21 protein-coding genes and 1 pseudogene are annotated in these 24,917 nt (G+C 70.7%); 19 read left to right on the top strand and 3 right to left on the bottom strand.

The window, feature by feature from the left end; translation table 11 throughout:
• Position 1: 1 nt before the first annotated feature.
• Positions 2–1,381, bottom strand: a complete 1,380-nt coding sequence (locus K7472_RS31345) for a helix-turn-helix transcriptional regulator (protein ID WP_504740140.1) — start codon at positions 1,379–1,381, stop codon at positions 2–4.
• Between the two features lie 567 nt (positions 1,382–1,948).
• Here K7472_RS31345 and K7472_RS31340 point away from each other — a divergent pair.
• From K7472_RS31340 to K7472_RS31285, 12 genes are all read left to right on the top strand, one after another.
• Positions 1,949–2,485 (top strand): recombinase family protein, encoded by a 537-nt coding sequence (locus K7472_RS31340; protein ID WP_222982508.1) that lies wholly within the window; start codon positions 1,949–1,951, stop codon positions 2,483–2,485.
• 45 nt (positions 2,486–2,530) lie between these two features.
• On the top strand, positions 2,531–3,385 hold the full coding sequence (locus K7472_RS31335) for an SAM-dependent methyltransferase (protein WP_252396548.1): 855 nt from the start codon (positions 2,531–2,533) through the stop codon (positions 3,383–3,385).
• A 116-nt stretch (positions 3,386–3,501) separates the two neighbouring features.
• The gene (locus K7472_RS31330; protein WP_222982506.1) at positions 3,502–4,698 is read left to right on the top strand and encodes a hypothetical protein; all 1,197 of its coding nucleotides are present in this window, start codon (positions 3,502–3,504) and stop codon (positions 4,696–4,698) included.
• Between the two features lie 44 nt (positions 4,699–4,742).
• The gene (locus K7472_RS31325) at positions 4,743–5,015 is read left to right on the top strand and encodes an acyl carrier protein (RefSeq protein ID WP_222982503.1); all 273 of its coding nucleotides are present in this window, start codon (positions 4,743–4,745) and stop codon (positions 5,013–5,015) included.
• Positions 5,012–6,217: an enoyl-[acyl-carrier-protein] reductase FabV gene (fabV, locus tag K7472_RS31320; protein ID WP_222982501.1), complete on the top strand. Its 1,206-nt coding sequence runs from the start codon at positions 5,012–5,014 to the stop codon at positions 6,215–6,217. Before K7472_RS31325 ends, fabV begins: the two co-directional genes overlap by 4 nt.
• A gap of 20 nt (positions 6,218–6,237) precedes the next feature.
• On the top strand, positions 6,238–7,380 hold the full coding sequence (locus K7472_RS31315) for a polyprenyl synthetase family protein (RefSeq protein ID WP_222982497.1): 1,143 nt from the start codon (positions 6,238–6,240) through the stop codon (positions 7,378–7,380).
• Between the two features lie 437 nt (positions 7,381–7,817).
• A complete protein-coding gene (locus K7472_RS31310) occupies positions 7,818–8,426 on the top strand; it encodes a sigma-70 family RNA polymerase sigma factor (RefSeq protein ID WP_222982495.1) in 609 nt (202 codons plus the stop codon).
• Positions 8,423–9,106: a hypothetical protein gene (locus tag K7472_RS31305; protein WP_222982493.1), complete on the top strand. Its 684-nt coding sequence runs from the start codon at positions 8,423–8,425 to the stop codon at positions 9,104–9,106. Before K7472_RS31310 ends, K7472_RS31305 begins: the two co-directional genes overlap by 4 nt.
• A 687-nt stretch (positions 9,107–9,793) precedes the next feature.
• Positions 9,794–10,522 (top strand): HNH endonuclease family protein, encoded by a 729-nt coding sequence (locus tag K7472_RS31300; protein WP_308014172.1) that lies wholly within the window; start codon positions 9,794–9,796, stop codon positions 10,520–10,522.
• A gap of 427 nt (positions 10,523–10,949) precedes the next feature.
• Positions 10,950–12,020 carry a hypothetical protein gene (locus K7472_RS31295; RefSeq protein ID WP_222982491.1) on the top strand — a complete coding sequence of 357 codons (1,071 nt, stop codon included), beginning with the start codon at positions 10,950–10,952 and terminating at the stop codon, positions 12,018–12,020.
• 138 nt (positions 12,021–12,158) lie between these two features.
• A complete protein-coding gene (locus tag K7472_RS31290; protein WP_308014171.1) occupies positions 12,159–15,644 on the top strand; it encodes a DNA polymerase III subunit alpha in 3,486 nt (1,161 codons plus the stop codon).
• Positions 15,641–16,657 (top strand): DNA polymerase Y family protein, encoded by a 1,017-nt coding sequence (locus K7472_RS31285; RefSeq protein ID WP_222982489.1) that lies wholly within the window; start codon positions 15,641–15,643, stop codon positions 16,655–16,657. The genes K7472_RS31290 and K7472_RS31285 overlap by 4 nt, the downstream gene beginning before the upstream one ends.
• 72 nt (positions 16,658–16,729) lie before the next feature.
• On the opposite strand, the pseudogene K7472_RS33850 reads toward K7472_RS31285, so the two are convergent.
• Positions 16,730–16,948: pseudogene (locus tag K7472_RS33850) on the bottom strand (transposase); the annotation flags it as partial.
• 229 nt (positions 16,949–17,177) lie between these two features.
• Between K7472_RS33850 and K7472_RS31275 the strand changes: the two are divergent.
• The 4 genes from K7472_RS31275 (at position 17,178) to K7472_RS31260 (ending at position 19,913) form a co-directional block, all read left to right on the top strand.
• Entirely contained in the window at positions 17,178–17,756 is a 579-nt protein-coding gene (locus tag K7472_RS31275) for a hypothetical protein (protein ID WP_222982487.1), read from the top strand.
• Positions 17,757–17,805: 49 nt separating this feature from the next.
• Positions 17,806–18,372, top strand: coding sequence for a hypothetical protein (locus K7472_RS31270; RefSeq protein ID WP_222982485.1), 567 nt, complete (start codon positions 17,806–17,808; stop codon positions 18,370–18,372).
• A gap of 584 nt (positions 18,373–18,956) precedes the next feature.
• The gene (locus K7472_RS31265; RefSeq protein ID WP_222982483.1) at positions 18,957–19,298 is read left to right on the top strand and encodes a DUF8825 domain-containing protein; all 342 of its coding nucleotides are present in this window, start codon (positions 18,957–18,959) and stop codon (positions 19,296–19,298) included.
• A 111-nt stretch (positions 19,299–19,409) separates the two neighbouring features.
• Positions 19,410–19,913, top strand: a complete 504-nt coding sequence (locus tag K7472_RS31260; protein WP_222982481.1) for a hypothetical protein — start codon at positions 19,410–19,412, stop codon at positions 19,911–19,913.
• A 65-nt stretch (positions 19,914–19,978) separates the two neighbouring features.
• On the opposite strand, the gene K7472_RS31255 is transcribed toward K7472_RS31260, so the two are convergent.
• Positions 19,979–20,761, bottom strand: coding sequence for a hypothetical protein (locus tag K7472_RS31255; RefSeq protein WP_222982473.1), 783 nt, complete (start codon positions 20,759–20,761; stop codon positions 19,979–19,981).
• A gap of 672 nt (positions 20,762–21,433) precedes the next feature.
• Between K7472_RS31255 and K7472_RS31250 the strand changes: the two genes are divergently transcribed.
• From K7472_RS31250 to K7472_RS31240, 3 genes are read left to right on the top strand one after another with little or no spacing between them, the layout of a single operon-like run.
• Positions 21,434–22,621, top strand: coding sequence for a bifunctional DNA primase/polymerase (locus tag K7472_RS31250; RefSeq protein WP_222982471.1), 1,188 nt, complete (start codon positions 21,434–21,436; stop codon positions 22,619–22,621).
• On the top strand, positions 22,618–24,144 hold the full coding sequence (locus K7472_RS31245; protein WP_222982469.1) for a DNA primase family protein: 1,527 nt from the start codon (positions 22,618–22,620) through the stop codon (positions 24,142–24,144). Before K7472_RS31250 ends, K7472_RS31245 begins: the two co-directional genes overlap by 4 nt.
• Entirely contained in the window at positions 24,141–24,542 is a 402-nt protein-coding gene (locus tag K7472_RS31240; protein WP_222982467.1) for a DUF6009 family protein, read from the top strand. Before K7472_RS31245 ends, K7472_RS31240 begins: the two co-directional genes overlap by 4 nt.
• Positions 24,543–24,917: the final 375 nt, after the last annotated feature.

The raw sequence follows: 24,917 nt of genomic DNA, 5'->3' as shown, positions 1-24,917 counted from the left end.
TTCAGGAAGTGGTGAGGGCGTGACGGGAGGCGCTGTCGAGGGCGAAGTCCTCGATGCGCTGGCGTAGAGATCGCGCTACGGTCCCGACGAGGCGGGTCTGGGTGAGCGGTCGGGCGAGTTCCTGGACGCGGGCCGTGACGGGGGCCAGACGCCGCTCGGGCGGAAGGGCGAACACCGGCTGGAGCGCTTGCGCTGCACCGTCCGGCGAGTTGAGGGCAAGGTGCGCGCCGGCGGCGGAGATGTGGACCTGGGCGACGGTTCCGTATGCGTGTCCGGCTTGCTGGGTGAGCGCGGCGGTGGCCTCGGCCAGGGCGCGTTGTGGGTCTCCGCATCGCAGGTGGGCGGCGGAGGCGTAGTTGGCGTGTCGCAGCGGGGGACAGGAGAACAGGCCGCCGATGTCGTCCTGTCCCCTCTGTGTTTCCCGGGCTTGGCTGGCGCGTTGCAGGGCTGTGTCGGTCTCGTCGCGGGCACCGAGGACGGACCAGGCGTCGGCTTCCTGGCAGGCCAGCAGCGTCCCGACGGTCCCCGGGGCCGTGTAGAGAGCTCCCTGGCGGGCGTAGTTGACCGCGTCGCGCAGTCGACCGTCCCAGAAGGCGACCTTCGAGCGGGTCGACAGGGTCCAGGCGCGCAGCCCGTTGTGGTCGGCGAGTTCGGCGCACAGCCACGCGGTGCGGCCTTGGGTATCGGCGTCACGCAACTGCCCGAGGTCGGACGACATCCAGGCGAGCAACGCGCACAGGTAGCCGCCCGCGACGTACAGCTCGGTGCTCTGCCGTGGCGGCTGGTGGCCTTCGAGAAGCCGGAAGACCCGGTCGCGCAGCGCACACGTGCGGATGAAGAGTGCGACGGGGTCAGCGGTGAGGTAGTCGGCGGCGATCGCCCGGGTGTCGTGCAGCAGTTGCTCCAGCGCGATGTCCCCGACGTTGGAGGTCTCAGCCCACGACGCCCACGTCGATGACTTCACCGCGGCGGTATGCACCAGGTCGGACCCGCACGCCGGTTCCGGCGCCGGGTTTGTGACGGCCGGGTTTGTGACGGCCGGGGATGCGGGTGCCGGGGGTGTTATGGCGGCGTGTGCCACGTGGCGCAGGATGCGTAGTTCCCCTTCGGGCAACCGTCGCCGGTCCTCGAAGTCCACGAGGTCCTCGACGTCGCAGCGGTACAGCTCGGCCAGCAGCCCCAGCGTGGCCAGGGTGGGGCGGCGACCGGAGGGCCCCGGCCACTTCTCCCACTTGCCGACCAGGCTGGCGTCGGCCGCCACGGCCTCCCCGTGCGGGCGGGCGGTGGCGAGCGCGTTGAGCTGGTCTGCGACCTCCTGCTGGCTCATGCCGTGCACGTGCCGCCACGCCTCCCGAGGCCGAAGGCGCCAGCGCGTCCGCATCTCGGTGACGATCTCCGACGGAGAGCACCCGGCGGCGGTCATCTGGGCCCGTAGGGCATCGCGGTCCGATTTCGAGCCGGGCTTGGGCGGCTGGGGCATGGCGACCTCCGTACGGCGCGACACCAGGATGTGGCGCCACGGTAACGAGGTACCCAGGCGAGATGACCCGCATCCGCGGATTCTGAGGGTGACGACTGGTCCGACTGTCACGCCTGCCGCCGACGTCCTTGCAGGTCAGCACAACTGCGCCTTGTCCGGAATAAGCGGACAGCTGCGCCCGTGACCGGGCCTGGTGCCGAACGGCACGGTTGACACCTGCACCCCGGCGCCATGCGGCGGGGGTGCAGATGTCCATCCTCAGCCGTCGTAGGAGACACCCATGCCGCTGATCATCCGTCCGGATCTCCACGCCGTGCCCGGCGACGGGCCTGGGACACCGATACGACACCGGAAGTCCTCGCCCGCGAACAAGCCGTCCGCGCCTGTCCCGGGTGCCCGATCGCTCCCTTCGGGAGGGTCCGGGCCGGAGCAGAAGTCCGGGGTGCCCACGCCCGGGGAGGAGCGGTGGTGACGGTGCAGCGTCGCGCGAGGATGCGGTTCAGCCGACGGGACGGCCTTCCGCGCGGCTTCGGCAGCTTTGCGGTGCTGGAGGCCGAGGACGCGGCGTTCGGTCTGCTGCCCGTAGCGGAACCGGACTCGTACTACCGGGCACGGCGGCTCCAGCAGCTGCGAATCGAGGGCCGCCACGCGGCGTTGACCCCACTGGACGGCCCGGTCAAGGTCGTGCTGTACGCGATGAGCTGCCAGGAGTCCACGCTCGCCGAAGACCTCGACCGCCTGGAGACCGTCGCGCGCGATCGCGGCTGGCAGGTCGTCCGCCGCTACACCGACACCAGCGCCGATGCGGAGCCTGTGCTGCGGCCGGGCTGGCAGCAGGCCCGCGGTGACGCCGGCAGCGGCCTGGCCCACGGCATCCTTGCCGTCGACCGCCGGGCCGTCAGCCGGGCCGACGAGCCGTACGAGCGCGAACTGCGCTGGCTGGGGGAGCGCCTGACGTTCCTGGAGCTGCTCGCGCCTGAAACCGCGATGGAGGCAACACGGTGACTCCGCCTCCGTTCATGAGCCGTACCGCCGGTGAAAGGAGCGCTCATGCGGAGTGCTGAGTGGATGATCAGCACGGCCCGGCAGCCGGTGGACTTGGCCACCAACCGGCCGCACTCCGCGCGGCTCTACGACGTGCTGCTGGGCGGCAAGACCAACTACGCGGCAGACCGGCGGGCCGCCGAGCAGATCCTGCGCCACCTGCCCGGCGCGCGCCAGATGGCGTGGACCGCGCGCGCGTTCACCCACCGCGCCGTGCGACACGCGGTGAAGGACGGCGGGATCCGGCAGTTCCTCGACGTGGGCGCCGGCATCCCGACCTCCCCCAACCTGCACGAGGTTGCCCAGCGCTCCGCTCCCGAGACCCGTGTGGTCTACGTCGACAACGACCCGATCGTGCTCACCCACTCCCGCGCCCTGCACACCAGCCACCCCGATGGCGCGACCGCCTACGTCCAGGCCGACGCCACCGCGCCGGACACGATCCTGGAGGCGGCCGCGGTGCGCGAGGTGCTCGACCTTAACGAGCCGGTCGCGGTGATGCTGTGCCTACTCCTGCACTGGCTGCCCCCGGACAACGGATCCCGGCTCGTCAAGCAGCTGATGGACGCTGTCCCGCCCGGCAGCTATCTGGTCATCAGCCACCTGACAGCCGATCATGACCGGGACCGCGTGCGGGAAGTGGCCGAGGACCTGGCCCATGCCCAGACCCCCGTCGCCACGCGGACTCGGGCCGAGGTCGGCGCTCTGTTCGCGGGCCTGGACCTGGTCGAGCCAGGCGTCGTAACCCCGCAGGACTGGTGGCCGGACACCACAGTCAACGTGGGGCGCCTGCGGCTGCAGGGCGACAACGACGTGCCGCTGTGGGTCGGCGTGGCCCGCAAGCCGGGCCCGGGCGCGTGACCGTCGCCCGCGCGGTGGTCTTCGCCATCGCGCTCACCGTGATCTTCACCGCGCCGCACTTCCAGAGCCACTGACCCGACGCACACAGCCGCCCGAACCGACAGGAGAACAACACGATGATCAAGGAAGGCCTGCACCTGTTCCAGGAAGGCCAGGGCCCGGTCGTCCCGTTCCAGGGCAAGTACGCAGTCAAGACCGCAGAGATCTTCACCCGAGTCCGGCAGCGCTGGTCCGCGGCCGGGCTCGACCCGGCGGCACCGTATCTGCCTATGCGGGTCGAGATGGAGCTGACCACCAAATGCGACGATGACTGCCCGACCTGCGGCATGGGCGCCTTACCCCTCGCCCAGGGGCGCACGTTGTCGGACGGGCAGATCCGGTTCCTGCTGCACCAGTTCGCCTCGATCGGCCTGCCATCCTTGGCCATCACCGGCGGCGAGCCCTTCGTCGCCTTCCGCGCCTTGCTGCAGGTGATCTCCGGGGCCCGCCGCCAAGGGATCGACGTCTCGAAGGTGACCACGAACGCGTCCTGGGGGACGCCACTGCGCTGCGGAGCGGTCTTCGACCGCCTGGAGAGCGCCGGCTTGTTGGACAACGAGTTGTTCGTGCCGCTGCTCATGGTCTCCATCGGCGAGCAGTCCACCCCGCTCAACCGGATCGCCCGCGTCCTGCACCACGCCGTCGCCCACTACACCGACCACGAGCTGAACGTCGCCGTCTCCTCCCTCGCCGACCCGAAGACGCGCGACCACAAGATGGACCAGCTCATCACCGTCTACGAAGAGACCTACGGTGACTTCCCGCACGAGCGGGTCCACTCCACCATGCGGGTCTACCTCGCCAACGAACGTCTCGACGACCAGCAGCCCGTCGAACGCCCGGGACACACCCCGGTCGCGAGGTGGATGGACCACTGCTTCGACTGCTTCGCCCCGACGGTCGGCGCCTACGTGCTTCCGACGTCACTGCTGAAGCAGAATGGGGACTGGTACAGCTGCGCGGCGTTCAACGTGCCGGAGAAGCTGAGCTTCGGCAACCTGCTGAGGGAGCGGGCCGTTGACGTCCTGGCCCGGGCGAACTTCTCCGACTACGTCGCCCGAGTCCGCGCCGGCGGGGGCCTGTCCGGGCTCCACGCCGTCGTACCCCGCTCGTTCACCGAACGCACCACGTGCACGTCGTTCTGCGACTCGTGCCGTCTGCTGATCGACCAGCACGACGCTGTCACCGGCACCACCACCGGCCACCGTGCTCCCCCGGTGCTGCTGCCGATCGACACCCTGCGGCGCCGCTCGGACTCGGTGCTCCCCCGGTGACCGGCCTGCGGACCGACCCGCCCACGCAGTCAGACCACGTAACGGTGCCCGGAACCGTCACCGCGGTGCTCACAGCCATCTCCGGCCAGCCGGTACAGAACTGTGCGCGGCGGTCTGCGGTGCTGGCGCTGGACTTGGGGGTGGACAGTCTGGCGCTGCTGGAGGTGGTGGAGGCCCTCCAAGAGCGGCTACGGATTGTTGTTCCTGACGAGGTGACAGCCCGGCTACGCACCGTCGCAGACTTGCAGGATGCGGCAGTCCACCTCGCGGCTGCCGCTCGACTCGACGCAACCGGAAAGGCGCCCTCCTCTCCATGAATACTCGTGTGATCGCCCCGCGCCACCGTGGGTTCCTCTTCCTCGACTCCCACCCGGCCGGCTGCCGCCACCTGGTCGAGCAGATGTGGCACGCCGTCCCCCAGCCGGACACAACGGCTACCGAGCCGGGACCGGTAGCGCTGGTGATCGGTTCGTCGGCCGGATACGGACTGGCCGCCACCATCGCAGGCCTGGCCCGGGCCGGTATCCGGGGCATCGGCGTGTGCTTCGAAAAGGCCCCCACTGAACGGCGCACCGCGACCGCAGGCTGGTACCGCACCGCCGCAACCGCCGACCTTGCTGCGGGCGCCGGCCGCGAGATGCTCTTCCTCAACGGCGACGCGTTCTCCACCACGATGAAGGACACCGTCGCCGACCTGATCGCCGACCGCTTCGGCCGCCTGGACTACCTGATCTACTCCGTCGCCGCTCCCCGCCGCACCGACCCGGCCACCGGCACCACCTATGCCTCCGTCCTCAAGCCCGTCGGCGCCCCGCACCGCACCAAGACGCTCATGTTCGACGACGGGGCGCCCGAGGTGCGCGAGGTGACCCCCCAGCCGGCCGAAGGCGACGACATCGAGCAGACGATCGCGGTCATGGGCGGCACTGACTGGGAACGCTGGATCGACCACCTCGCCGAACGCGCTCTGCTCGCTGAGGGGTTCACCACCGCGGCCTTGTCCTACATCGGCTCACACCTGACCGCTCCGATCTACCGCCACGGCACCATCGGCGCGGCCAAGGCCCACCTGGAGGCCACCGCCCGCACCCTCGACGACCGCCTGAGCAAACTGTGCAGCGGGCGCGCGGTCACCTCCGTCAACGCGGCGGCCGTCACCCAGTCCTCCACCGCCATCCCCGGCATCGCCTTGTACATCGGCCTGCTGCGCGGCGTCCTGGGCGAAGCGATGGTCCCCCCGGTCGGGCAACTGGTCGACCTGTGGGACCAGCTCACCGGCCACACCCCCCTCGTCACCGACAACGAAGGCCGGGCTCGTCTCGACCACTGGGAGCTGGCCGACGACGTCCAAGCCGAGGTCGACCGCCGCTGGCAGGCGGCCACCACCGACACCATCCGCGATCTCGCCGACCTCGACTGGTTCCAGGCCGAGGTCGAACGCCTCTACGGCTTCGCCGTCGGCGACATCGACTACACCGCCCCGGTCGAGACCGACGTGCCCTGGCCCCGCCTGACCTGAACCGCTGTGGAAGGAAGACCATGACCGAACTCAGCCACGAGGAACTCATCCACCTCCAGAGCAAGCTGGAAGACCGGCTCGCCGAGTTCGCCGACACCGAACTGCGCCACGTCACGACCCGGATCAGCGCAGACGAAGGCCACGCGGCGGCGGCCCGCTACTTGACCCGCCCGAGCAAACGGCTGCTCGGCATGGCCTTCCTCCACACCGCCCGCACCCTCAACGCGCCCGGCAGCGAAACCGACCACATCGCCATCGCCACCGCCCTGGAGATCCGCCACGGAGCGATCCTGCTCCACGACGACATCGTCGACCGCGACACACACCGCGGCGGCCAGCCCACCGCCCACACTGCCCTGATCCCCGCCTTCGGCACCGACGAGGCGCGTAGCGCCGCACTGTTCCTCGGCGACGCTCTCGCCGCGCTCGCCCCGCTTCCCCTCCTGCGCTCCGCCCTCCCCGCCACCACCCGCTTGAAGCTCACCGACATCTTCACCGCGACCACCGCACAGGTCGCGGCCGGCCAGACCGAACAGCTTCACCTCGACACCGCGGTCGCCCCCGAAGAGGTCACCGAGGACGACATCCTGCGCGTCCACGCGGGCCAGTTCGCGCCCTATCTGCTCTGCTCTCTTCACCTCGCACTCGCCCTCGCGGGCCACCGCGCAGTCCACCGGGATCGCGTCACCACCGACCTGTCGCCGATGTGCCAGGCGTACCAGGTCCACAATGACCTGAACGGCTACCAGGAACTCACCCGCGTACTCGCCACCGGTGACGACCACGGAGCCGTTTTGACCTTGGCGAACACCAGCGACCTCGCCCGCCGGCGCCTCACCCTGCTCGCCCACACCGCCCACCGCCTCGCGCCCCCGGCCCACCGCGAGCGGCTCCGCGGCTTCCTCCACGGGGACACCGACGACGCCCTCGCGACCATCACCCAGCTGATCGCCGATTCCCGAGCCCCCGAACACGTCGCCCGCCGCATCCTCGAACTGCACCAGCAGGCGCGCGTACTCATCGAGGGCGACACGGACCTTCCGGCAGCGACCCGTGCTGCGCTCGCCGCCACCGTCCAGTACATGACCGACCTGTACGACCCGGACACCATCACCAGTCGCCTCTACCTCCGAGCCCGCCACGACCTCCACACGGCCAACTGAGCACCTCACAAGGGTGGTTCAGCTGCCCGCAGGACTCCTGTCGGTCTTGCTCGCCTTGCGGAGAAAGCCTGCGGCTGGGCCCGTCCGCTGTGATCTGCAACACTGTGACTACTCTTGGTGACAAGTTGAAAATTTGAGCGACTCCTGAACGGGCTGTTCATCGACGTTTACACAGAGTAAATAATCACCTTGCGTAGTGCATGCAGATCACACGGTGATATTTTCTGAGCCCGCCTTGAGCCTTTGCGGGCAGAAAACGCTTAGGTGGTGACCAAGGGCGCCAACTCGCCCCCGGTGCCAGCGAGTTGCTGGTACGCACCCCTCAGCGAAGAGGAACCGATGGACACCACTGTCACCTCCGCCGGTCCGGGGCGGCCTAGCGGTCCGTTCCCGGCCCCGCGCCGTGCGAGCGCGGCGACCACGGGACGGAGCGGGCGATGACCGAGTTCCCGGCGGACGACCCGGCGCTGCCCGCGATGGTCCCTGGCCTCAGCGAGCCGGTCACCGAACCGCTCGCCTTCCCGGTGGACTTCGAGGCGTTCTACCTCAGCCACCTGGACGTGTACTTCGAGTACGCCGAAGCGCAGCTCGGCACTCGGCAGGCGGCCGAGGTCCTCGTCGACGAGGTGTTCCTGGAGATACACGGCTCGTGGAAGGAACTGCTGACCGAGGGCAACCTCGAACAGCAGGCGTGGTCCGCGCTGCGCCAGGCGGTCACCGACCGGCTCGAGCGCGACCACCGCGCGCCGTCGTTCATCATCGACGGCACCGTGGCCCGGCTGCTGCGCGCCCACCAGGAGCACCTGAGCGTCGTGGAGTCCAGCATCGGCCTGTACTCCGAGATCGCGGCCCTGCCGCCCCGCCAGTTCGACGTCATCGTCCTGCGGTACGTGCTGGGCTACCCCACCCGGCGCATCGCCTGGTTCCTCGGCCTGGACAAGAAGACCGTCGACTACCACGGCCGCCGCGGCAAGGAACGCCTGCGCATCCGCCTCGGCATCCCGGCCACCGCCCGGACGCGCAGCAAGGAAGGGAACGTGCGATGAGCCCGACCATAGACGAACTGCTCGCCGACATCCGGCTGCCGGCGACCGGCCCGGCCCCGGACGCGGCCGCGGGCCTGCGACGGCTGTCCGCGGCGGCCGCCCGGCGCCGCGACGCGGGGCACGACCTCGACCGCGCCCGGCAGGCCGGCCACACCCTCACCCGGATCTGCCACCGCATCCTCGCCGACCCCCAGGCAGCCGGCGCCGTCGCCGCCCTCGCCAGACACCCCGGCACCCCCCAGGACAACGACGACGTCGAAGGCGCCCTCACCTACGGCTGCTTGCTCCACCTGACCGGTCACCCGGAGTCCGCCCAGTTCTGGTGGCAACTGGCCGCCGGCGCAACCTGCCACATCACCGCCGCCTACTGCCTGCACCTGCACCACCTTCAGCGCGGCGAACTTCGGGAGGCCGAGCTGTGGAACGGCCAGGCCGCGCGCTTCGCCGCCGAACCCGACGACATGGTCCCGCTGCCGTACCTCTCCGATCTTCTGGCGACCCTCGCTGCTCGCCCCGGTGGCCGTGAAGTGCCGACCGAGGCCCTCGAGGACGAGGTCACCCGCCTGGAGGAGACCGGGCTCAAGACCGAGGACGGTGGGCCGGCCGAGACCTGCGGCATCGTCCCTCTTCCCGACCAGCAGCTCGCCGACCGGCTCCTCGCCTGCACCGGGCCGAGCTGAGGACAGGAGAGGCGAGAAAGTGACCAACGTCACATCTTCGGGTGGGCTGGCTAACCGCACCGCATACCGCCGAAGTTGACGGCCCCTCATTTTATTGGCCGTCAGAGTTCTAGAAATCTTGGAGAAATTACGGCCGTTGGGTCCCCTTCGCCCATCGCGAATCCACGGAACTCACTAAAGTCATCAGCACGCGCTCAGCGCAACATGCAAAAGGAGCCTGCCCGGGCCCCCAGGCGTAGCAACCATGGGCCGGAGCGGCTCCCTGCACGGTGTCCCATCAGGCAACGAAAGACTGAGAAAGGAGCACCTGCCATGCAGCATAGGCCGATTCAGCGCTACGCGCAGGCCCTCGCCCCAATGTCCGCGCGTCTTCGGCGCGTGGTCATGCGGTACCGGCGGACCATCGCGTACAACGCGATCCGCGGCGCGTCTTACAGCGCGGGCACCACAGCGATCGGCTTGATCGCCTTGTGGATCCGCCACCGGTACTGACCCTGTGCGGCCTCGTGACGGCCGCCCCTGCCGACGGGGCGGCCGCCACGGCTCTCTGGCGCGCACGTCCTGTCGCCTGATCGGAGGGTTTCGCGCCGTAACGCGATCTCGGCCGGGTGAGGTGCGGCCTGCGGGTGCCACCCGGCGGGTAGTACGGCCCTCGCGAGGCGACGAGGTGTGTGCCAGGAGGCCGGTGTGAGGACGAAGACGTGCCGTGTGGCGGTGGCGTTGGTCGTGGCGGGGGTGGCGCTGGCGGGGTGTCAGGGCTCGTCGGGAGCCGATGCGAAGGCGTCCTCGAAGGGGGGTGCACCGGGCCGGGCGGTGACGGCGCTCGGAGAACTGCGGGTGTCGTCGGCGGCCTCGGTCCGCGGCTACAACCGGGTCAAGGACTTCGGGCCGGCCTGGAGCGACGACACCGGCGCGCCGGGTGGGCACAACGGCTGCGACACCCGTGATGACATCCTGCGTCGCGATCTGACCGGTATCCGGCTCGACGGCCGGTGCAAGGTCGCTTCCGGGACTCTGCGTGATCCGTACACCGGCCGCACGATCCGCTTCATCCGCGGCCGTGAGACGTCGAGCGCGGTGCAGATCGACCACATGGCGGCTCTGGGTGACGTATGGACCACCGGCGCCGCCGCGCTGTCGCAGGCGCAGCGCGAGGAGTTGGCGAACGATCCGTTGAACCTGGAGGCCGTCGACGGGCCGACCAACGACGACAAGGGTGACGACGACGCCTCCCGTTGGCTGCCGCCGGCCACCGGATACCGCTGCGAGTACGTCGCCCGGCAGGTCGCGGTCAAGACCAAGTACCGGCTGTGGGTGACGCCGTCGGAGAAGTCTGCGATGGAGAAGGTTCTGGCCGCGTGCCCGACGCAGCCGTTGCCGACCGAGGCCAGCCCTGAGGTCACGCTCAAGAGCTGAAGCCGCACCTGGGCTGGGAAGCGGACGCGGAACCCGACCGCTCGGCGCCCCGGGGGTGTTGACATCACACGCCAAGAGGCCGTGCCAGGGACCACCGCGGCGGTGTGCGGCCGACTCGGCGCTCGGCTCAGCTGCTCCGGCGCAGAGAAGGCCGAGTGACCACCGCGAAGGCCGGCAACCTGGCGATGCGCCCTTCGGGTGATCTGGCGGCGCGTCATCTCGCTGACCAGTGCTCGCCCTTGGTCGAGAATGGTCGAATCTGAAGCGGTGGGCCCGGCGGGGTCCCTGCCCTGTGCTCGACCCGACATCGAGCACGCCGTGGAGAAGCCAACTCGGCCGGCACCGCTGCACAGTCCAGATGTTCCTCGTGGCTCTCTGCCGCCGCGCTGTGTCGGGACAGCTCCGCGGTGCGAGGGGGCTCCGAGTCGTGAAGACAACCGCCGTCGAACGTCGTGCCGAACTGCTGCGTCTGTACACCGGGGTGCCCTGGCAGTCTGCCCGGCGCCGGGTCGAGGCCGCCGCTCCTGGCTCCCTGCTGATCCCGCAGCCGGACGCCGACCAGCTGCTGCTGGAGGCCCAGGTGATGGCGGCACTGGCCTGGCGCCGGATCACCACCGTGCACCCGTGGGGCATCGAATACGTCGACCCGCGCTCCGACCGTCTCCTGATCCGATTCGAGGCTGACGCGGTCGAGCAGCACCGGCCGGACGAGACCCAGGCCCTGGACTTGGCCAGGGTGCTGCTTCCACGCGCCGACGAGCACGGCGACATCACGGGGGTCCCCGGGGCCCGTACCCACGTCGAGGACGGGCAGGTGGTGCTGCGAGTGCTGGACACCTCCGCCTCCGTCACCCTGCTGGGTCTCGATCCCGACGAGTGGCTGCGCGCGGTGGACGTCCAGGACCAGCAGATGGACACATGGGGTGTGACGCCGTGCCACCGTCTCCGGCCGGACCGGTGGCACCCGGCCGAGCGTCCCTACCGGCGGCCGGGCCGCACCGCGGCCTCGGCCTGGCTCACCAGCGGGCTGCTGCGCCGGGTCGGCCTTATCCGCACCCTGGGGGTGCCGCTGGCCGTGACCGGCTGGATGGGCCGCTACGGACGTGACGGTGGCGAACACTGGATCATCGACCCCATGTTCGCGGAAGGCCACGGCGCTACCGGCCACCAGCGGCTGATGGCGCTGCTCGCGGCACCCGGCTGGGGCCTGCCCATCACCACCGTGGACAACTACTGCAACTGTCACCGGCCGCCCGGCCACAGCGACCAGTGCACCATCATCGCCGTCGGCCTGGCCGGGCGGCCCGGAGGGCTGGAGGTGCGCGCCATCCAGCGCCGGGGCGGCCGCCTGAAGCGGATCCAGGCACACGATCCAGCGGTCTACGCGGCCCAGCAGCAGCTCGCCCTTCCCGTGCCCGCCTGGGTCGACCGCTGGCTCGAGCGAAGCGGATCCCCTGTTCCGGACCTACCGGTCGACGCCGTCACCAGCATCCGCTGAGAACCTTCAGCTCCTCTGCGACGCCTCATCCAGCTCCGTCTTCGTGGTTCGCCCACCAGGCGTGTTCGAATTACGTTCGATATATTGGGGGTGAACCGGCCAGATGGCCGGAATCGTGCGGTGAGGGAGGTGGTCCGGGTGCCGGTCCACCTGCATGTCGCTTCCGGGTACTCCGCCCGCTACGGCGCCTGCCTCCCCGACGACCTGGTCGAGCGCGCTGCCGCACGGGGGATCACGGCGATGGCTCTCGCCGACCGGGACACCGTGAGCGGGACCGTCCGTTTCGCGAAGGCGGCCGCGGTCGCCGGTATTCGGCCGCTGTTCGGGGTGGATCTGGCGGTCGCCCCGGTCGCCGCCCGCACCCGCCCACCGACGTCGCCCGCGGCCCGGGTCCGTACGCCGTTGCGTGGCGGGGCGCATGTGGTGGAGGCGCGGTGGCGGGTGACGGTGCTGGCCCGGTCGGCGGCGGGGTGGGCGAAGCTGTGCCGGATCGTGTCCGGCGCGCACGCGAGCCCGGTCGACGGTGTGGTCATGGCGTCCTGGCCGCTGCTGGAGGAGTTTCTCGGCAAGGACCTGGTGGTGCTGGCCGGGCCGGGCAGCGAGCCGGTGGCCGCGCTCGCGGCGGGCCGGCCCGACCTCGCCGAGGAGCTGCTGGCCCCGTGGCGATGCGCCGCGGGGGAGGGGCTGCGGCTGGAAGCGGTGTGGCTGGGGCGCCCGGGGACCGGGGCCGGTTCGGCCCGGCTGGCCGGCCGGACGGTGCGGCTGGGCGATCAGCTCGGCATACCGGTCGTGGTGACGAACGCGGTCCGCTACGCCGACCCCGGCCAGCACCGCATCGCCGACGTCCTGGACGCGGCCCGGCTGCTGCGGCCGGTCCGCGGCCACCCGCTCGATGGCGGCGAACGCTGGCTCATCGGCCCCGACGAGCTGGCGGCGCGCGCCGGCCGGATCACGGAGGCCGCCGGGCTGGGCGCTGGGCGGGCGGCGGTGCTGCTGGCGGAGACGGAGGCGGTCGCCGACTCCTGCCGCATCGACCCGGTCACCGACCTCGGTCTCGGGCGGCCGCACTTCCCCGAGCCGCACGTGGTGGGCGCCGAGCGGGCCGCGGGCGGGGCGATGCGCGAGTTGCGGCGCCGGTGCGAGGCGGGGATGGCCGCCCGCGGTCTGGAGCGCGACCGGGCCGCGGCCGGGCAGCTGGAGTACGAGCTCGGTGTGATCGGCCGGCTCGGGTACGAGGCGTACTTCCTCGCGGTCGCCCAGGTCGTGGCCGACATCCGGGCCATGGGCATCCGGGTCGCCGCCCGCGGCTCCGGCGCCGGCTCCATGGTCAACCACGCCCTGTTCGTCGCGACGGCCAACCCACTGGAGCACCGGCTGCTTTTCGAACGGTTCCTGTCCGAGCGGCGCACCTCGCTGCCGGACATCGACGTCGATGTGGAGTCCGCGCGCCGGCTGGAGGTCTACGACCGGATCATCGAGCGTTTCGGGCGGGAGCGGGTCGCGGTGACCGGCATGCCCGAGACCTACCGCGCCCGCCACGCCCTGCGCGATGCCGGGCTCGCCCTCGGCATCTCCCCGGTGCTGGTCGGCCAGGTCGCCAAGTCGTTTCCCCGCATTCGCGCACGCGACATCACCGCCGCGCTGGCCGAGCTGCCCGAACTCGCCCACGTCCGCGAGCGCGAGGCGGAGTTCACGATGTGGTTCGGACTAGCCGAGCAGCTGGACTCGCTGGTGCGAGGGTTCGCGATGCACCCGTGCGGCGTCATCCTCTCCGACATCACCCTCCTGGACCGGCTCCCCGTCCAGCCGACCCCGGGCGGCTACCCGATGGTCCAGGCCGACAAGGAGGACGTCGAGGACCTCGGCCTGCTCAAGCTGGACGTCCTGGGGGTGAGGATGCAGTCGGCGATGGCGCACGCGGTCGGCGAGATCCACCGCACCACCGGCCGCCTCCTCGACCTCGACAACCCCGACCACGTCCCCCTCGACGACGACGCCACGTTCCAGATGATCCGCCGCGCCGACACCCTGGGCTGCTTCCAGATCGAGTCCCCCGGCCAGATGGACCTCGTCTCCCGGCTCCAGCCGCGGCACATGCAGGACGTCATCGCCGACATCTCCCTCTTCCGGCCCGGCCCGGTCAAGGGCGGCATGCCCGCCCGCTTCATCGCCGCACGCCACGGCCTGGCGCCTCCGCACTACCCCCACCCCGATCTGGAGCCGATCCTCGACGACACCGGCGGCGTGGTCATCTGGCACGAGCAGATCATCGCGATCTTCGCGCGGATGACCGGCTGCGACCGCGCGGCCGGCGACGTCGCCCGCCGCACCCTGGCCGACCCCGACCGCCTGCCGGGTGTCGAGCGGTGGTTCAAGGCGGCGGCCGCGCCCCGCGGCTACACCCCCGCGGTGGTCGACGAAGTGTGGGACACGGTCAAGGAGTTCGGCGCGTACGGGTTCTGCCGCGCGCACGCGGTGGCCTTCGCCGTCCCCGCGGTGCAGTCGGCGTGGCTCAAGGCGCACTTCCCGGCCGCCCTGTACGCCGGGCTGCTGGAGCACGACCCGGGGATGTGGCCCCTGCGGGTGATCACCGCCGACGCGCGGCGTCACGGCATCGCTATCCTGCCCGTCGACGTCAGCCACTCCGACACCGCCCACCGCATCGAGACCACCGGCACCGGCTGGGGGGTGCGGCTGTCGCTGGCCACGGTCTCCGGCATACCCGAGACCGAAGCTGCGCGGATCGCTCAACACCGCCCGTATACCGGCCTGTCCGACGTGTGGGAGCGGGCCCGCCCGTCGCTGCCGGTCGCCGAGAACTTGATCCGTATCGGCGCGCTCGACGCGGTCAAGGGCACAGCCACCCGGCGGGACCTGCTGCTGCAGGCCACCGAACTCCACCGGCACCACCGCAACCGGGTAGCGCCCGACGGGCAGCTCGCGCTCACCACCCCGCTCACCCCCGAGGCGGCCGGCACCAGGCCGAGCGGCCTGGTGGAGATGAGCAGCCGTGAGCGCCTGGATGCCGAGCTGGAGGTGCTGTCCATCGACGTCTCCCAGCACCTGATGGAGCACCACCACCGGCTGCTGCGCGAACTCGGCGCCACCGATGCCGCCCATCTCCAGCACCTCGCTGCCGGACGGCCCGTCCTGGTGGCCGGCGTGCGCGCCTCCACCCAGACCCCACCGATCCCCTCCGGCAAACGGATCATCTTCGTCACCCTGGAAGACGGCACCGGCCTCGTCGACCTGGCGTTCTTCGAAGACAGCCACGCCCGGTGCGCGCACACGATCTTCCACTCCGGGCTCCTGCTGGTCCGCGGCCTCGTCGAGGCCCGCGGGCCCCGGCGCACCGTGGTCGGCCACACCGTGTGGGACTTGGACGCCGTCGCCCGGGTCCGCCGCGACGACGGACCGGCCGCCGCCCTCGACCTCCTGGGCGGCACCGCCCCCGCACCCACACCTGCCGGAGCCCCCGCACCGTCGAACGCCGGACGCGGGCGGACTCTCGTGGACGGGACCGCGGGAGCGCGGCTGCACCCCTGGGCCGACCTTCAATCTGCCGGCAGCCGCGCGGCCGACCTGCGTCGCCTCGGACACCGCTCCCCAGGATCCGCAGGATGACCACGCCACCAGCGCGCTGCGTCCTGCGGATCCGCTTCCACTTGCCCGCCGGCCCCACCGGCGAGGAGATCTACGAGCGCCTCCTCGACCTCGTCGCGGACATCACCGCCCGCTACCAGCCGCACCCGCCGGACACCGTCGACCTCGACCTCACCCCCGCCCTGCGCTACTGGGCACCGCGCACCCCCACCGAGATCGCCCAGCTCCTGCGGCTACGCGCCACCGCCTTGTTCGGCATCTCCTCCACCGCGGGCCTCGGCGCCTCGCCGATGATCGCCACCATGGCCCTCGCCGGCACGCCACCGGGCAAGCTGACCGCGGTCGCCCCCGGCCCGGCCGCCGTCGAGGCGTTCCTTCGCCCCCGCCCGGTCGCCGCCCTTCCCGGTGTCGGTCCCGCTACCGCGAAGGCGCTCCACCGGTTGGGCATCGACACCGTCGGCCGGCTCGCCGACACCCCGCCCGCTACCCTCAACCGCATCCTCGGCACCCGCCCCGCCCGACAACTGCACACCCGAGCACGGGGGATCGACGAGCGCCCGGTCCAGCGCACCGCGCTCGTGCGCAGCACCACCGCCACCCACCGCTTCCCCCACGACGAACTCGACCCCGCGGTCCGCCGCCGGGCTCTCCTTGGCCTCGCCGAGGAACTCGCGCTGCGGCTGCGCGGCCACGACGAGGTGTGCCAGAGCGTCACGCTCACCGTGCACTACGCCGACACCACCACGACCACCCGCAGCCGACGCCTGGCCGAACCCACCGCCCACAGCCCCGCGTTGAGGAAGACCGCCTACGAACTGCACGCCGCACACGCACTCCAACGCGCCCGCGTCACCGCCCTCACCCTGCGCGCCGACGGCCTCGCACCCGCCGCCGCAGCCCACCATCAGCTGCTGCTGGACCCGGACGACGACAAGCACCACCGCCTCGAACAAGCCGCCGACGCCCTGCGCGCACGATACGGAGCGGACGCCATCCGCCCCGCGGCCCTCGCCGAACCACCCGCCCCACCATGACGATGACCGGGAGCTGCGCGGTGTGTCGGCGAGCTGGGGGCGAGTCGCGCACACCCGCCGGTCGACCACCCGTCAGGCGTCAACACTGCTGACCAGCCGAGCGCACCGGGCCCGGCCGGTGGCGCTGACAGCGCTCACCTGCCGTAGACGGAAGATGCGGGGGAGGACTTCCTTGGCGGCGTCGCGGTCGGTCATGTCGGCCGGGGTGACCATGACGAACAGCGGCAGGCCCTTGGTGTCGACGACGAGGTGGCGCTTGCGGCCGTTGATCTTCTTCGCTTCGTCGTAGCCGCGGGACTCACGGCCGACGGTCTCGGAGGCCAGAACCTCGGGGGCCGCGAAATGGCTTGAAACCACGTATCACCCAGAGCATTACTATGTGTCACAAATAATGTTCTTGACGTCGCCACGACAGGAATGCGAGCTTGATCGCGTTTCTGTTCGAGACAGCGCTGTCATCCTTCGGGGGGATACGCGCACGTGCGCCGTCACAGGCGCATTCTTGCAAGAGGGGGAGACCTTGCACGTCAAGAGGAAGCTCACCGCGGTCACTGTCGTTGCCTCGACCGCGGCTGCGATTGCGTTAGCCGGGGCAACCACCGCGAACGCAGCCACCATCCCGGCTCAGGGCGTACCGACCACCGCCGTCAAGCCGGGACCTCGCACCATCGTCGAGCTCAACTCGACGCCTACGTCCGTTCCGAAGTTGGTCAACCGGCCGAACTGGACCACCAACCACATCGGCAACATCCAGGACGACGGCACCCGGTGTGGCACGACCCAGATCGACTACACGTCAGGCCGGGGGCCGTCCACGATCAGCCTGAGCGTGAACAAGTCGGTGGCGGCGACCTGGAGCGCTAACGCCAGCGTCCAAGCCGGCTATGTGTCCCTGGGCGTCGGTTTCAATGTCACCTCCACGTACACGGTCATCCGGAGCATTTCCTACCCGGTGCCTTCCGGGAAGGTCGGCGTCATCAGGGCGTACCCCTCCCTGGAGTCCTACAGTTTCGACGTGTACGACCGCTTCAACAACAAGATCGGCAGCGGGTACGCGTTCAAGCCCTCCGGCGTATGCTTCGACACGTACGCGGACTGACGCACTAAAGGGTGGGGAGAGAAATTCGTTGAGGTCCCGCACAGCAGCAGTGCTCGTCACCAGCGGCTTACTCCTCTCCGCCTGCACCGACGGAGCGGGCGGCAGCGGAAACGCCGCCCGCTCCACCCCGCCGCCTGCCCTCCCGAGCCTTGCGGCCGTCGGGATCAACACTCAGGCAGGCCCGCCACCCGCCGACCCCAGTGAAGCGCCAGACGGCCTCAAGCCCGTGGCGAACCTCCAGTACGGCGACGACGAACTGGTCCTCTATACCGGGGGCGACATGTGCGGGCTCACCGTGGCCAGGACCGACAAGCCGATCATTCAGCTCGGCACCGGCTGGCCCACCACCACACACGACGGCGCATCCGACCTGCCGGACGGGCCGTACCAGCGCGTCTCCTCCAACGCGACATCCGGCCCGGCATCATGGGCAGTACTACGTTGCGCGCGCGACTGGATGAGCGTCGAACTCCAGCCCGGCCAACAGGCCAGACTCTCCCGGGCAATCGGGCCGGCCTCCACCGTCACACCCACCGGCGGAGCGAACCGCTTGGTCGCGGTCATCAGCCCCAACCAGCAGATACGCCAACGCGTCCTGACCAAACTCGCATCCTGAATCCCTGCGCGTCCCAGGCGGCTGGCGAAACGAATCGGCGGGCAGTCCGCGGTCGGCAGCCTGCTCGGCGAGCGGTTCCCGCTCGCAACTCCCGCGCGGGCGCCGTGGCACCGCCGCCGCCGTGCGGGACGCGCTCCAGGACGGCCCAGGCTCGTCGGTCGGGGCCACATTCCAGCTCGGACCGAGCGACTCGGTCACAGGCCAGGTGCCGACGTGGAACAAGCGCGCCAGGTCCTGCGGGCGCCGGGTGGCAACGTATCGACCGCACATACGCCCACTGTGCACCACCGGACCGCCCGACGACACGCCGGTGCGCATGCCGGGCCACCGCCATGCTGGTCCCCGCCCGGCCGCTGCCCCATCCGTGCATCACCGGACCACGCCCGTCCGGCTCCCGCTGACACCCGGCGCACGCTCTCAGAGCCCAACGGCGGGCGCGGCGCGGTCCGGGACACGCGGGAAGTGGCCATGCCCGGGAGTCGCCGCTCGCCCTCAAGGTCGGCGAATCGCCGAGCCCGACGTCGCCTGTGCTGTCAGGGTGCGGCATCAGTTCGCCACGGCTCGCCCGCTTGTACGATTCTATCGTGGCTGGATTTACCTTCCCTGATGACTTGATCGCGATGCAGGCCGAGGCGGACGCCGCTCACCAGGACCTGCTCGACCTCTACGACAAGCTCCCGCACCGGCCGATGCCGTTGCCCGAGCCCTACACGGACTACCAGGGCAACCAGCACGAAGCCTCGCCGGGCTGGAGCGAAGAAGACCAGGCCGCGGTTGACGCGCTGTGGGCCCGCTGGCGGGACGCTACGGGGCGGATCATGACGCACGACTACTGGGCGACCGTCTCGGGCAACGTCCCAGCGGCGCGGATGGCGCTTAAGCGCGCGCACGGCCAAACTGCCGAGGGCGCCCAGCAGCCCTCGTAGTGACCGCTCGGCGAATGTGGCACGTCGGTCTTCAGCGAGCTGATGGTCTTTCGGGTCTGTTCCCGAGATCGCCGCCCGCTGCGCCGGTGCGCGCTACTACGCTCGGCCTCCATGGCGATGGGCAACAGCCGGGTTCCGCTCGGCGCGATTCTGGCGGCGTGGGATCAGGCGAGCATCGCGCGTTCGGGGACTGACGAGAGCCGCTGGCGCGAGATGAGTGAACGTATCGCGGCGGCCGCAGCCACCTATGGCGTGGAGCAGCTGCTGCGGGGGACGGTGTTCTTGATCGGTGGCGCGCTGGACCAGATCGGCACCGGCGGCCCGGACGGCCGACGGATCGCTGCGCGGTTCACCGATGTGCTGATGGCCAAGGCCGCCCAGTGGGAAGGACTCGCGGACCTGACTGACTTCCCGATGGTCCGCCGGGTGATCGGCGTGGCCTTCGAGGGGCGCGATCCGGTGGCGTGGCGGGATCAGGCAGGGCCGGTCCCGGAGAGTGAAGTGCTCACGATGACGTGTGCGCTCGCGCTCATCGCGGACTTTGTGGACACGGTCGACGGACCAGGGGCTTGCGAGCGCGCGCTGCTGTCCGCGCTGGGCGGCGCACTCGGCTGAACCTGTCGGTGCCCGGCTGCCGAGAGCAGCGCACCGTGGCCGAGCTGGCAGCTGGCCGAGGCGGGTTACTGCGCGGGTGGGTAGTCCTCGGCCCGGTGAATAGGAACGTCCTGCGTGAGCAGCCACGGCTTGTGACCTTTCGCGATGCAGGTGATCCACAGGCGGACGTTGGCGTCGTCGTAGTCGCGGCGCCAGCGGGCGGCGCCGTCGGCGCCTTCGTACCACGGGGGTGCGAGCGATTGCTCCATCGCCAGTGGCCGCTGCTCGCCGAGGTCGAGCTTGAAGGGCGCGACAGACCGGCCGAGTTGGTCGGCTTCGTCGGCGCCGTGCCTGAACCTGGCCGGCCCCCAGATGACCTTCGCCCGGTCCTCCGCGGTGATCCGCCCGAAGAGCGGGTCTTCGCTGCGGTCGCGGTCGTCGCGGATCGTCACCCGTACCTCGTCGAGTCGGCGCAGGCCGGTCGGGCCGTCGAAGCGCACCGTCAGGCGCAGATCGAGCCCGCCGCCGATGCGCAGCGCCAGGCGGGGAGTCAGCTCCTCATGCCACCGGTCGCGTTCGATGACCGCCACGGTGTCGGCCGTCTTGCGGGCGCGCTCCGCGGTCAACCAGGCACCGCCGGCCGCCACCGCGCTGAAGCCGGCGGCAAGTGTGTCTATCCAGGCCATGGGCGACCGTACCGCGCTGGCCTGTGCGTCCGTACGGCACTGCGCGATGCTGGTCCCGATCAGCCAGGCCGGTCGGACGACGCTCAGGAGATGAAAGGCGAGCAGCCCGGCGACCACGCATTCGTCGGCCGCCGCGTCCAGGACCCCGGCGGCCGTGAACTCGCCTCCGGCAGTGAACTCCACTACCAGGGCGCCGCCCTGCGCGGGACCGCCCCGCCACCGCTCGGCGCGTTTAGCACCCGGCAGCCACCAGCTCTGTCGCCTCGCCCTGCTCCACCAGCGGCCGTGGCATGCCTGGACCGCCGGTCGGCTCGGTGAAGCCCTAGGCGATTGCCACCGCGCACCGGACGGCGTAGGTGCTCGGCTTCCTATCGTTCTCGGGCGACGGCACCGGGCCACGCCATAGCTGGCCCCAGCGACCCAAGACCCAGCGACCCAAGACCCAGCGACCCAAGACCCAGCGACTCAGGACGACTTCAGTCGCTGTTCAGTCTCAGCGGGAAACTCGCAGGTCATGTGCGTTGTGCTCGGATCGCGAGCGACTGAAGCGACTCTGTGAGGGGTATATCAGCTCATCTAGTGTCCGCGTGTCTGTCATAGATAGAAGGCTTCAGTCGCTTCAGTCGCTGTCTGGTTTCTGGTGCTTGTCTGACCTGGGGTTTTCTATTGAGACTCAGGGACCGACTGAACGGTGCCGAGTCGCTGGCGGTCAGTCTTGGGTCGCTACGGGCTCAGGTCGCCGCCAAAACGACACGTCAGTGGGGTGGTTCGGGACCGTGGTACCGAACCACCGGGCCCGGATTCGCTAGTCTGTTTTCGTCGTTGAGTCGCTTGAGTCGCTGATGGGAGAAGAGAATGCCCCCTGAGCTGCGGATTCCTCGCAGCGACTCACGACCGGGGCTGGGCCGCCCAGCGACTGGCCATCCTGTGCCTGTGCCCGCACCGGGCCCCGTACCGCTTCCGGCGCCGATTCCGTGGGCTGCTGGCTTGTCGTTGCTGGTCCGTACCGCGCACTGGTGTGCCCTTCAGGGCTGGCCTGTTCACCCGCTGGCCGCTGGCCGTAAGACCCCGGCGGCCAACTGCCCGGCCTGCCGCGACCAGCCGCACCCCGCCTCCGCCTGTTCCTGCCTGGCCGAGGGCAAGTGGTGCCACGGCTTCCACGCGGCCACGCTGGACCACGACCTGATCGACCGATGGTGGGGCCGCAACCCGCAGTTCGGCGTCGGCGTCGCCTGCGGGCCCGCAGGCCTGGTCGTCATCGACGTCGACGCGCACGCCACGCAGCCGCCGACCCGGGACCGCATCCTGCCCGGCATCGCGATCAGCGACCGGGTAGACCTGACCGGGCTCGCCAACGGCTTCCACACCCTCGCCGTGCTGGCGGCCCTGCGGGGCCAGGACAGCCCCGCCGACGACACCACCACCCTGCGGGTGCGCACCCCTTCGGGCGGCCTCCACATCTGGTACCGGGCAGGGGAGGGCCGTCGCTGGCAGTGCTCGTCGGGGTCGAGTCCTAAGCGCGCCCTGGCCTGGCAGGTCGACGTGCGGGCCCACGGCGGGTACATCGTTGCCCCCGGCACCCGTACTGCCGACGGTACGTATCTGCCGGTCGGCGCCACCCGTGAACCCGCACCGCTGCCGGGCTGGTTGGCGCAGGAGCTGGAGCGCACCCGGCATCTGCCCGAGGCCGCGATCCCGGCCGCCAGACCCGTACCTCCGCGTGCCTGGCAGGCGGTCGCCGCGGCGGGCAGCGGCGGTACGCGGGTCCAGCGCACCCTGGAGAAGGTCCTAGAGCCCGTCGAGGCGTGCGGGCGGATGCCGGAGGGCACCGGCTTCTCCGAGGCCCTCAACCGTGCCGCCTACACCCTCGGCGGCCTCGTCGCCGCAGGACGCCTCACCCAGCAGGAGGCCGAACAGGCCCTGACCCGCGCCGCGGCCGCCGCCCGCCCCACCCAGGAACGCCGGGCGCGGCAGATCATCTGCAGCGGCCTGACCGCCGGTCAGCAGCGGCCCCTTCCCGTCGAACGGGAGCGGCGCCCGTGACTCAGCCCGGCAACGAGACGCTCTTCGAGTTCGACCCCAAGGCGGTCGCCGACCAGATCCGCGCCCAGGGCCCCGTCCCCGTGCCGTCCCAGGTCCAGGGGGCGCCTGAGCCGGAGGGGGCGGCGGGCGTCACGCCCGCGGGCCTGCTGCCCGACACGCTCACCGACCGCGGCAACGCCAAGCTGTTCGTGCGCCTGTACACCAACGACTACCGCCATGTGCCGGGCATCGGCTGGTACCGGTGGGACACCACCCGGTGGCAGATCGACGAGGACGACACCGTCCTGTGGGCCGCGGGCGACCTCGCCGAGAGCATCGCCGCCCACGACCCGCGGGGCGTGTTCACTACCACGGCGTTGCAGCAACACCGGCGCCGAGCCCTGTCGACCACCGGCATCAACGCCCTGCTGTCCCAGGCGAAGTCGGCCCCCGGGATGGTCCTGAACGCGGCCCGCCTTGACGCCGACCCCTACGAGCTGTGCACTCCGGCCGGGATCGTCGACCTGCGCACCGGCCTGATCAAGAACCCGGACCCGAACAAGGATTTCCACTCCCGCTCCACCACGGTCGGACCGCGGCAGATGCCCACGCACCGCTGGCAGCGCTTCCTCACCGACACGTTCGGCGACGACGCCGAAGGGTTGGAGATGATCCACTATCTCCAGCTCCTGCTGGGCTACTCGGTCACCGGGGACGTGGGCGCGCAGGTCCTGCCGTTCCTGTTCGGCTCGGGCAAGAACGGCAAGTCCGTCCTCCTGGACGTGCTGATGAAGCTGCTGGGGGACTACGCCGACGCCGCGCCGCCCGGCTTCCTGATGGCCAAGCCCTACGAGGGCCACCCCACCGACCTCGCGGAACTCCACGGGCGGCGCGTCATCGTCTGTTCCGAGGTCAAGCCGGGCGACCGCTTCGACGAGGCCCGCGTCAAGCTCCTGACCGGCGGTGACCGTATCAAGGCGCGCCGGATGCGCCAGGACTTCTTCAGCTTCCGGCCCACCCACAAACTGTGGCTGCTGGGCAACCACCGCCCCGAAGTCGGCACCGGAGGCTTCGCGTTCTGGCGGCGGATGCGCCTGATCCCATTCGAACGCGTCATCTCCGACGACCGCAAGATCGACAACCTGGCCGACATCCTCGTCATGGAGGAAGGCCCCGGCATCCTCGGCTGGCTCATCGACGGGGCGCGCCGCTACCTCGCGGGTGACCGCGACCTGACCGGGCCGGAACGCGTCCGTATCGCTACCACCGCGTACGCCGAGACCGAGGACCACACCGGCCGCTTCTACGAGGAACGTTGCCGGCTCGGCCCGGACCTGCGCGCCGAGCAGACGACGCTGTACTCCGTCTACAAGGCGTGGTGTCAGAACGAGGGGGCACCCGTGATGTCCTCGCGAGCCTTCGCCGCCCGCACCCGTGAACTCGTCGGCCTGGCCTCGCCCAAGGAGATGGTCCTGTCCAACCAGCGCAAGCACTACCCGGGTATCGGACTGCTCGCCGACGAGGAAGGGGACGCCACCGCATGAGCTCCCTGATCAGCGCCGAAGAGATCAGCCACGAGGTCGAGATCGTGTGGCTGGAGGACATCGACGACCTCGACTACGTCCGGCAGAGCCTCGACCGGCTGCCCACACGCAAGGGCAAGCCCGCCTACCACCGCGACGGCCGCATGGTCGGCTACGCCATCCTGGCGCCCACGGCCAAGCCGTCCCGCGCGTCGGGGACCTTCCGGCGCCGTGTCTTCTGGCTGCTGCCTCACGACCGCGACAGCCAGCCGGACGGCCTGTACACCAAGGGCGCGCCCGCCGAGGCCGTGGACCCGGCCACCCTCGCGCCCTGCGTCAAGGGCTACAAGACCGAACGCTCCGAAGGCGGTCCGCCCTCGAGCGCGATGCGGGCGCTCGGGATAACCCTGCCGCTGTGACGCGGCGGCACCGGCCCGCGAGCGCGGATATGGAGGCGATCCGCAGGGATCTTGCGGCGCAGGGCTGGCGGATGGGCAAGGACCGTTACACGGTCGGTTACCGTCCTCCGGAGCCGTGACCGGTAGCCGTTCTGTGAGCGACGGGCGGCGTGGTCGGGATGCCTGTCTACATCTGGATGCGCAAGAGCCCCGAGCCGTACGGGCTGAACACGGAACCGGCGCGCATCGCATCTGATGCGAACTGGCGTCCTTTTGCTCTGCTTTGACCGAGCGGATACCGGGAAGCCGCTGATCAGCGGAGAGAAGGCCCGCGGCATGCCTGCCGAGGCGGTAGCCGACGGCCGGACCTGTGTCGTTCCACTTCACTCGATCGGA

Origin of the sequence: Streptantibioticus parmotrematis (genome assembly GCF_019890615.1) — a bacterium.
Taxonomy (GTDB): domain Bacteria; phylum Actinomycetota; class Actinomycetes; order Streptomycetales; family Streptomycetaceae; genus Streptantibioticus_D; species Streptantibioticus_D parmotrematis.
This window is presented reverse-complemented; position numbering and strand designations above follow the sequence as displayed.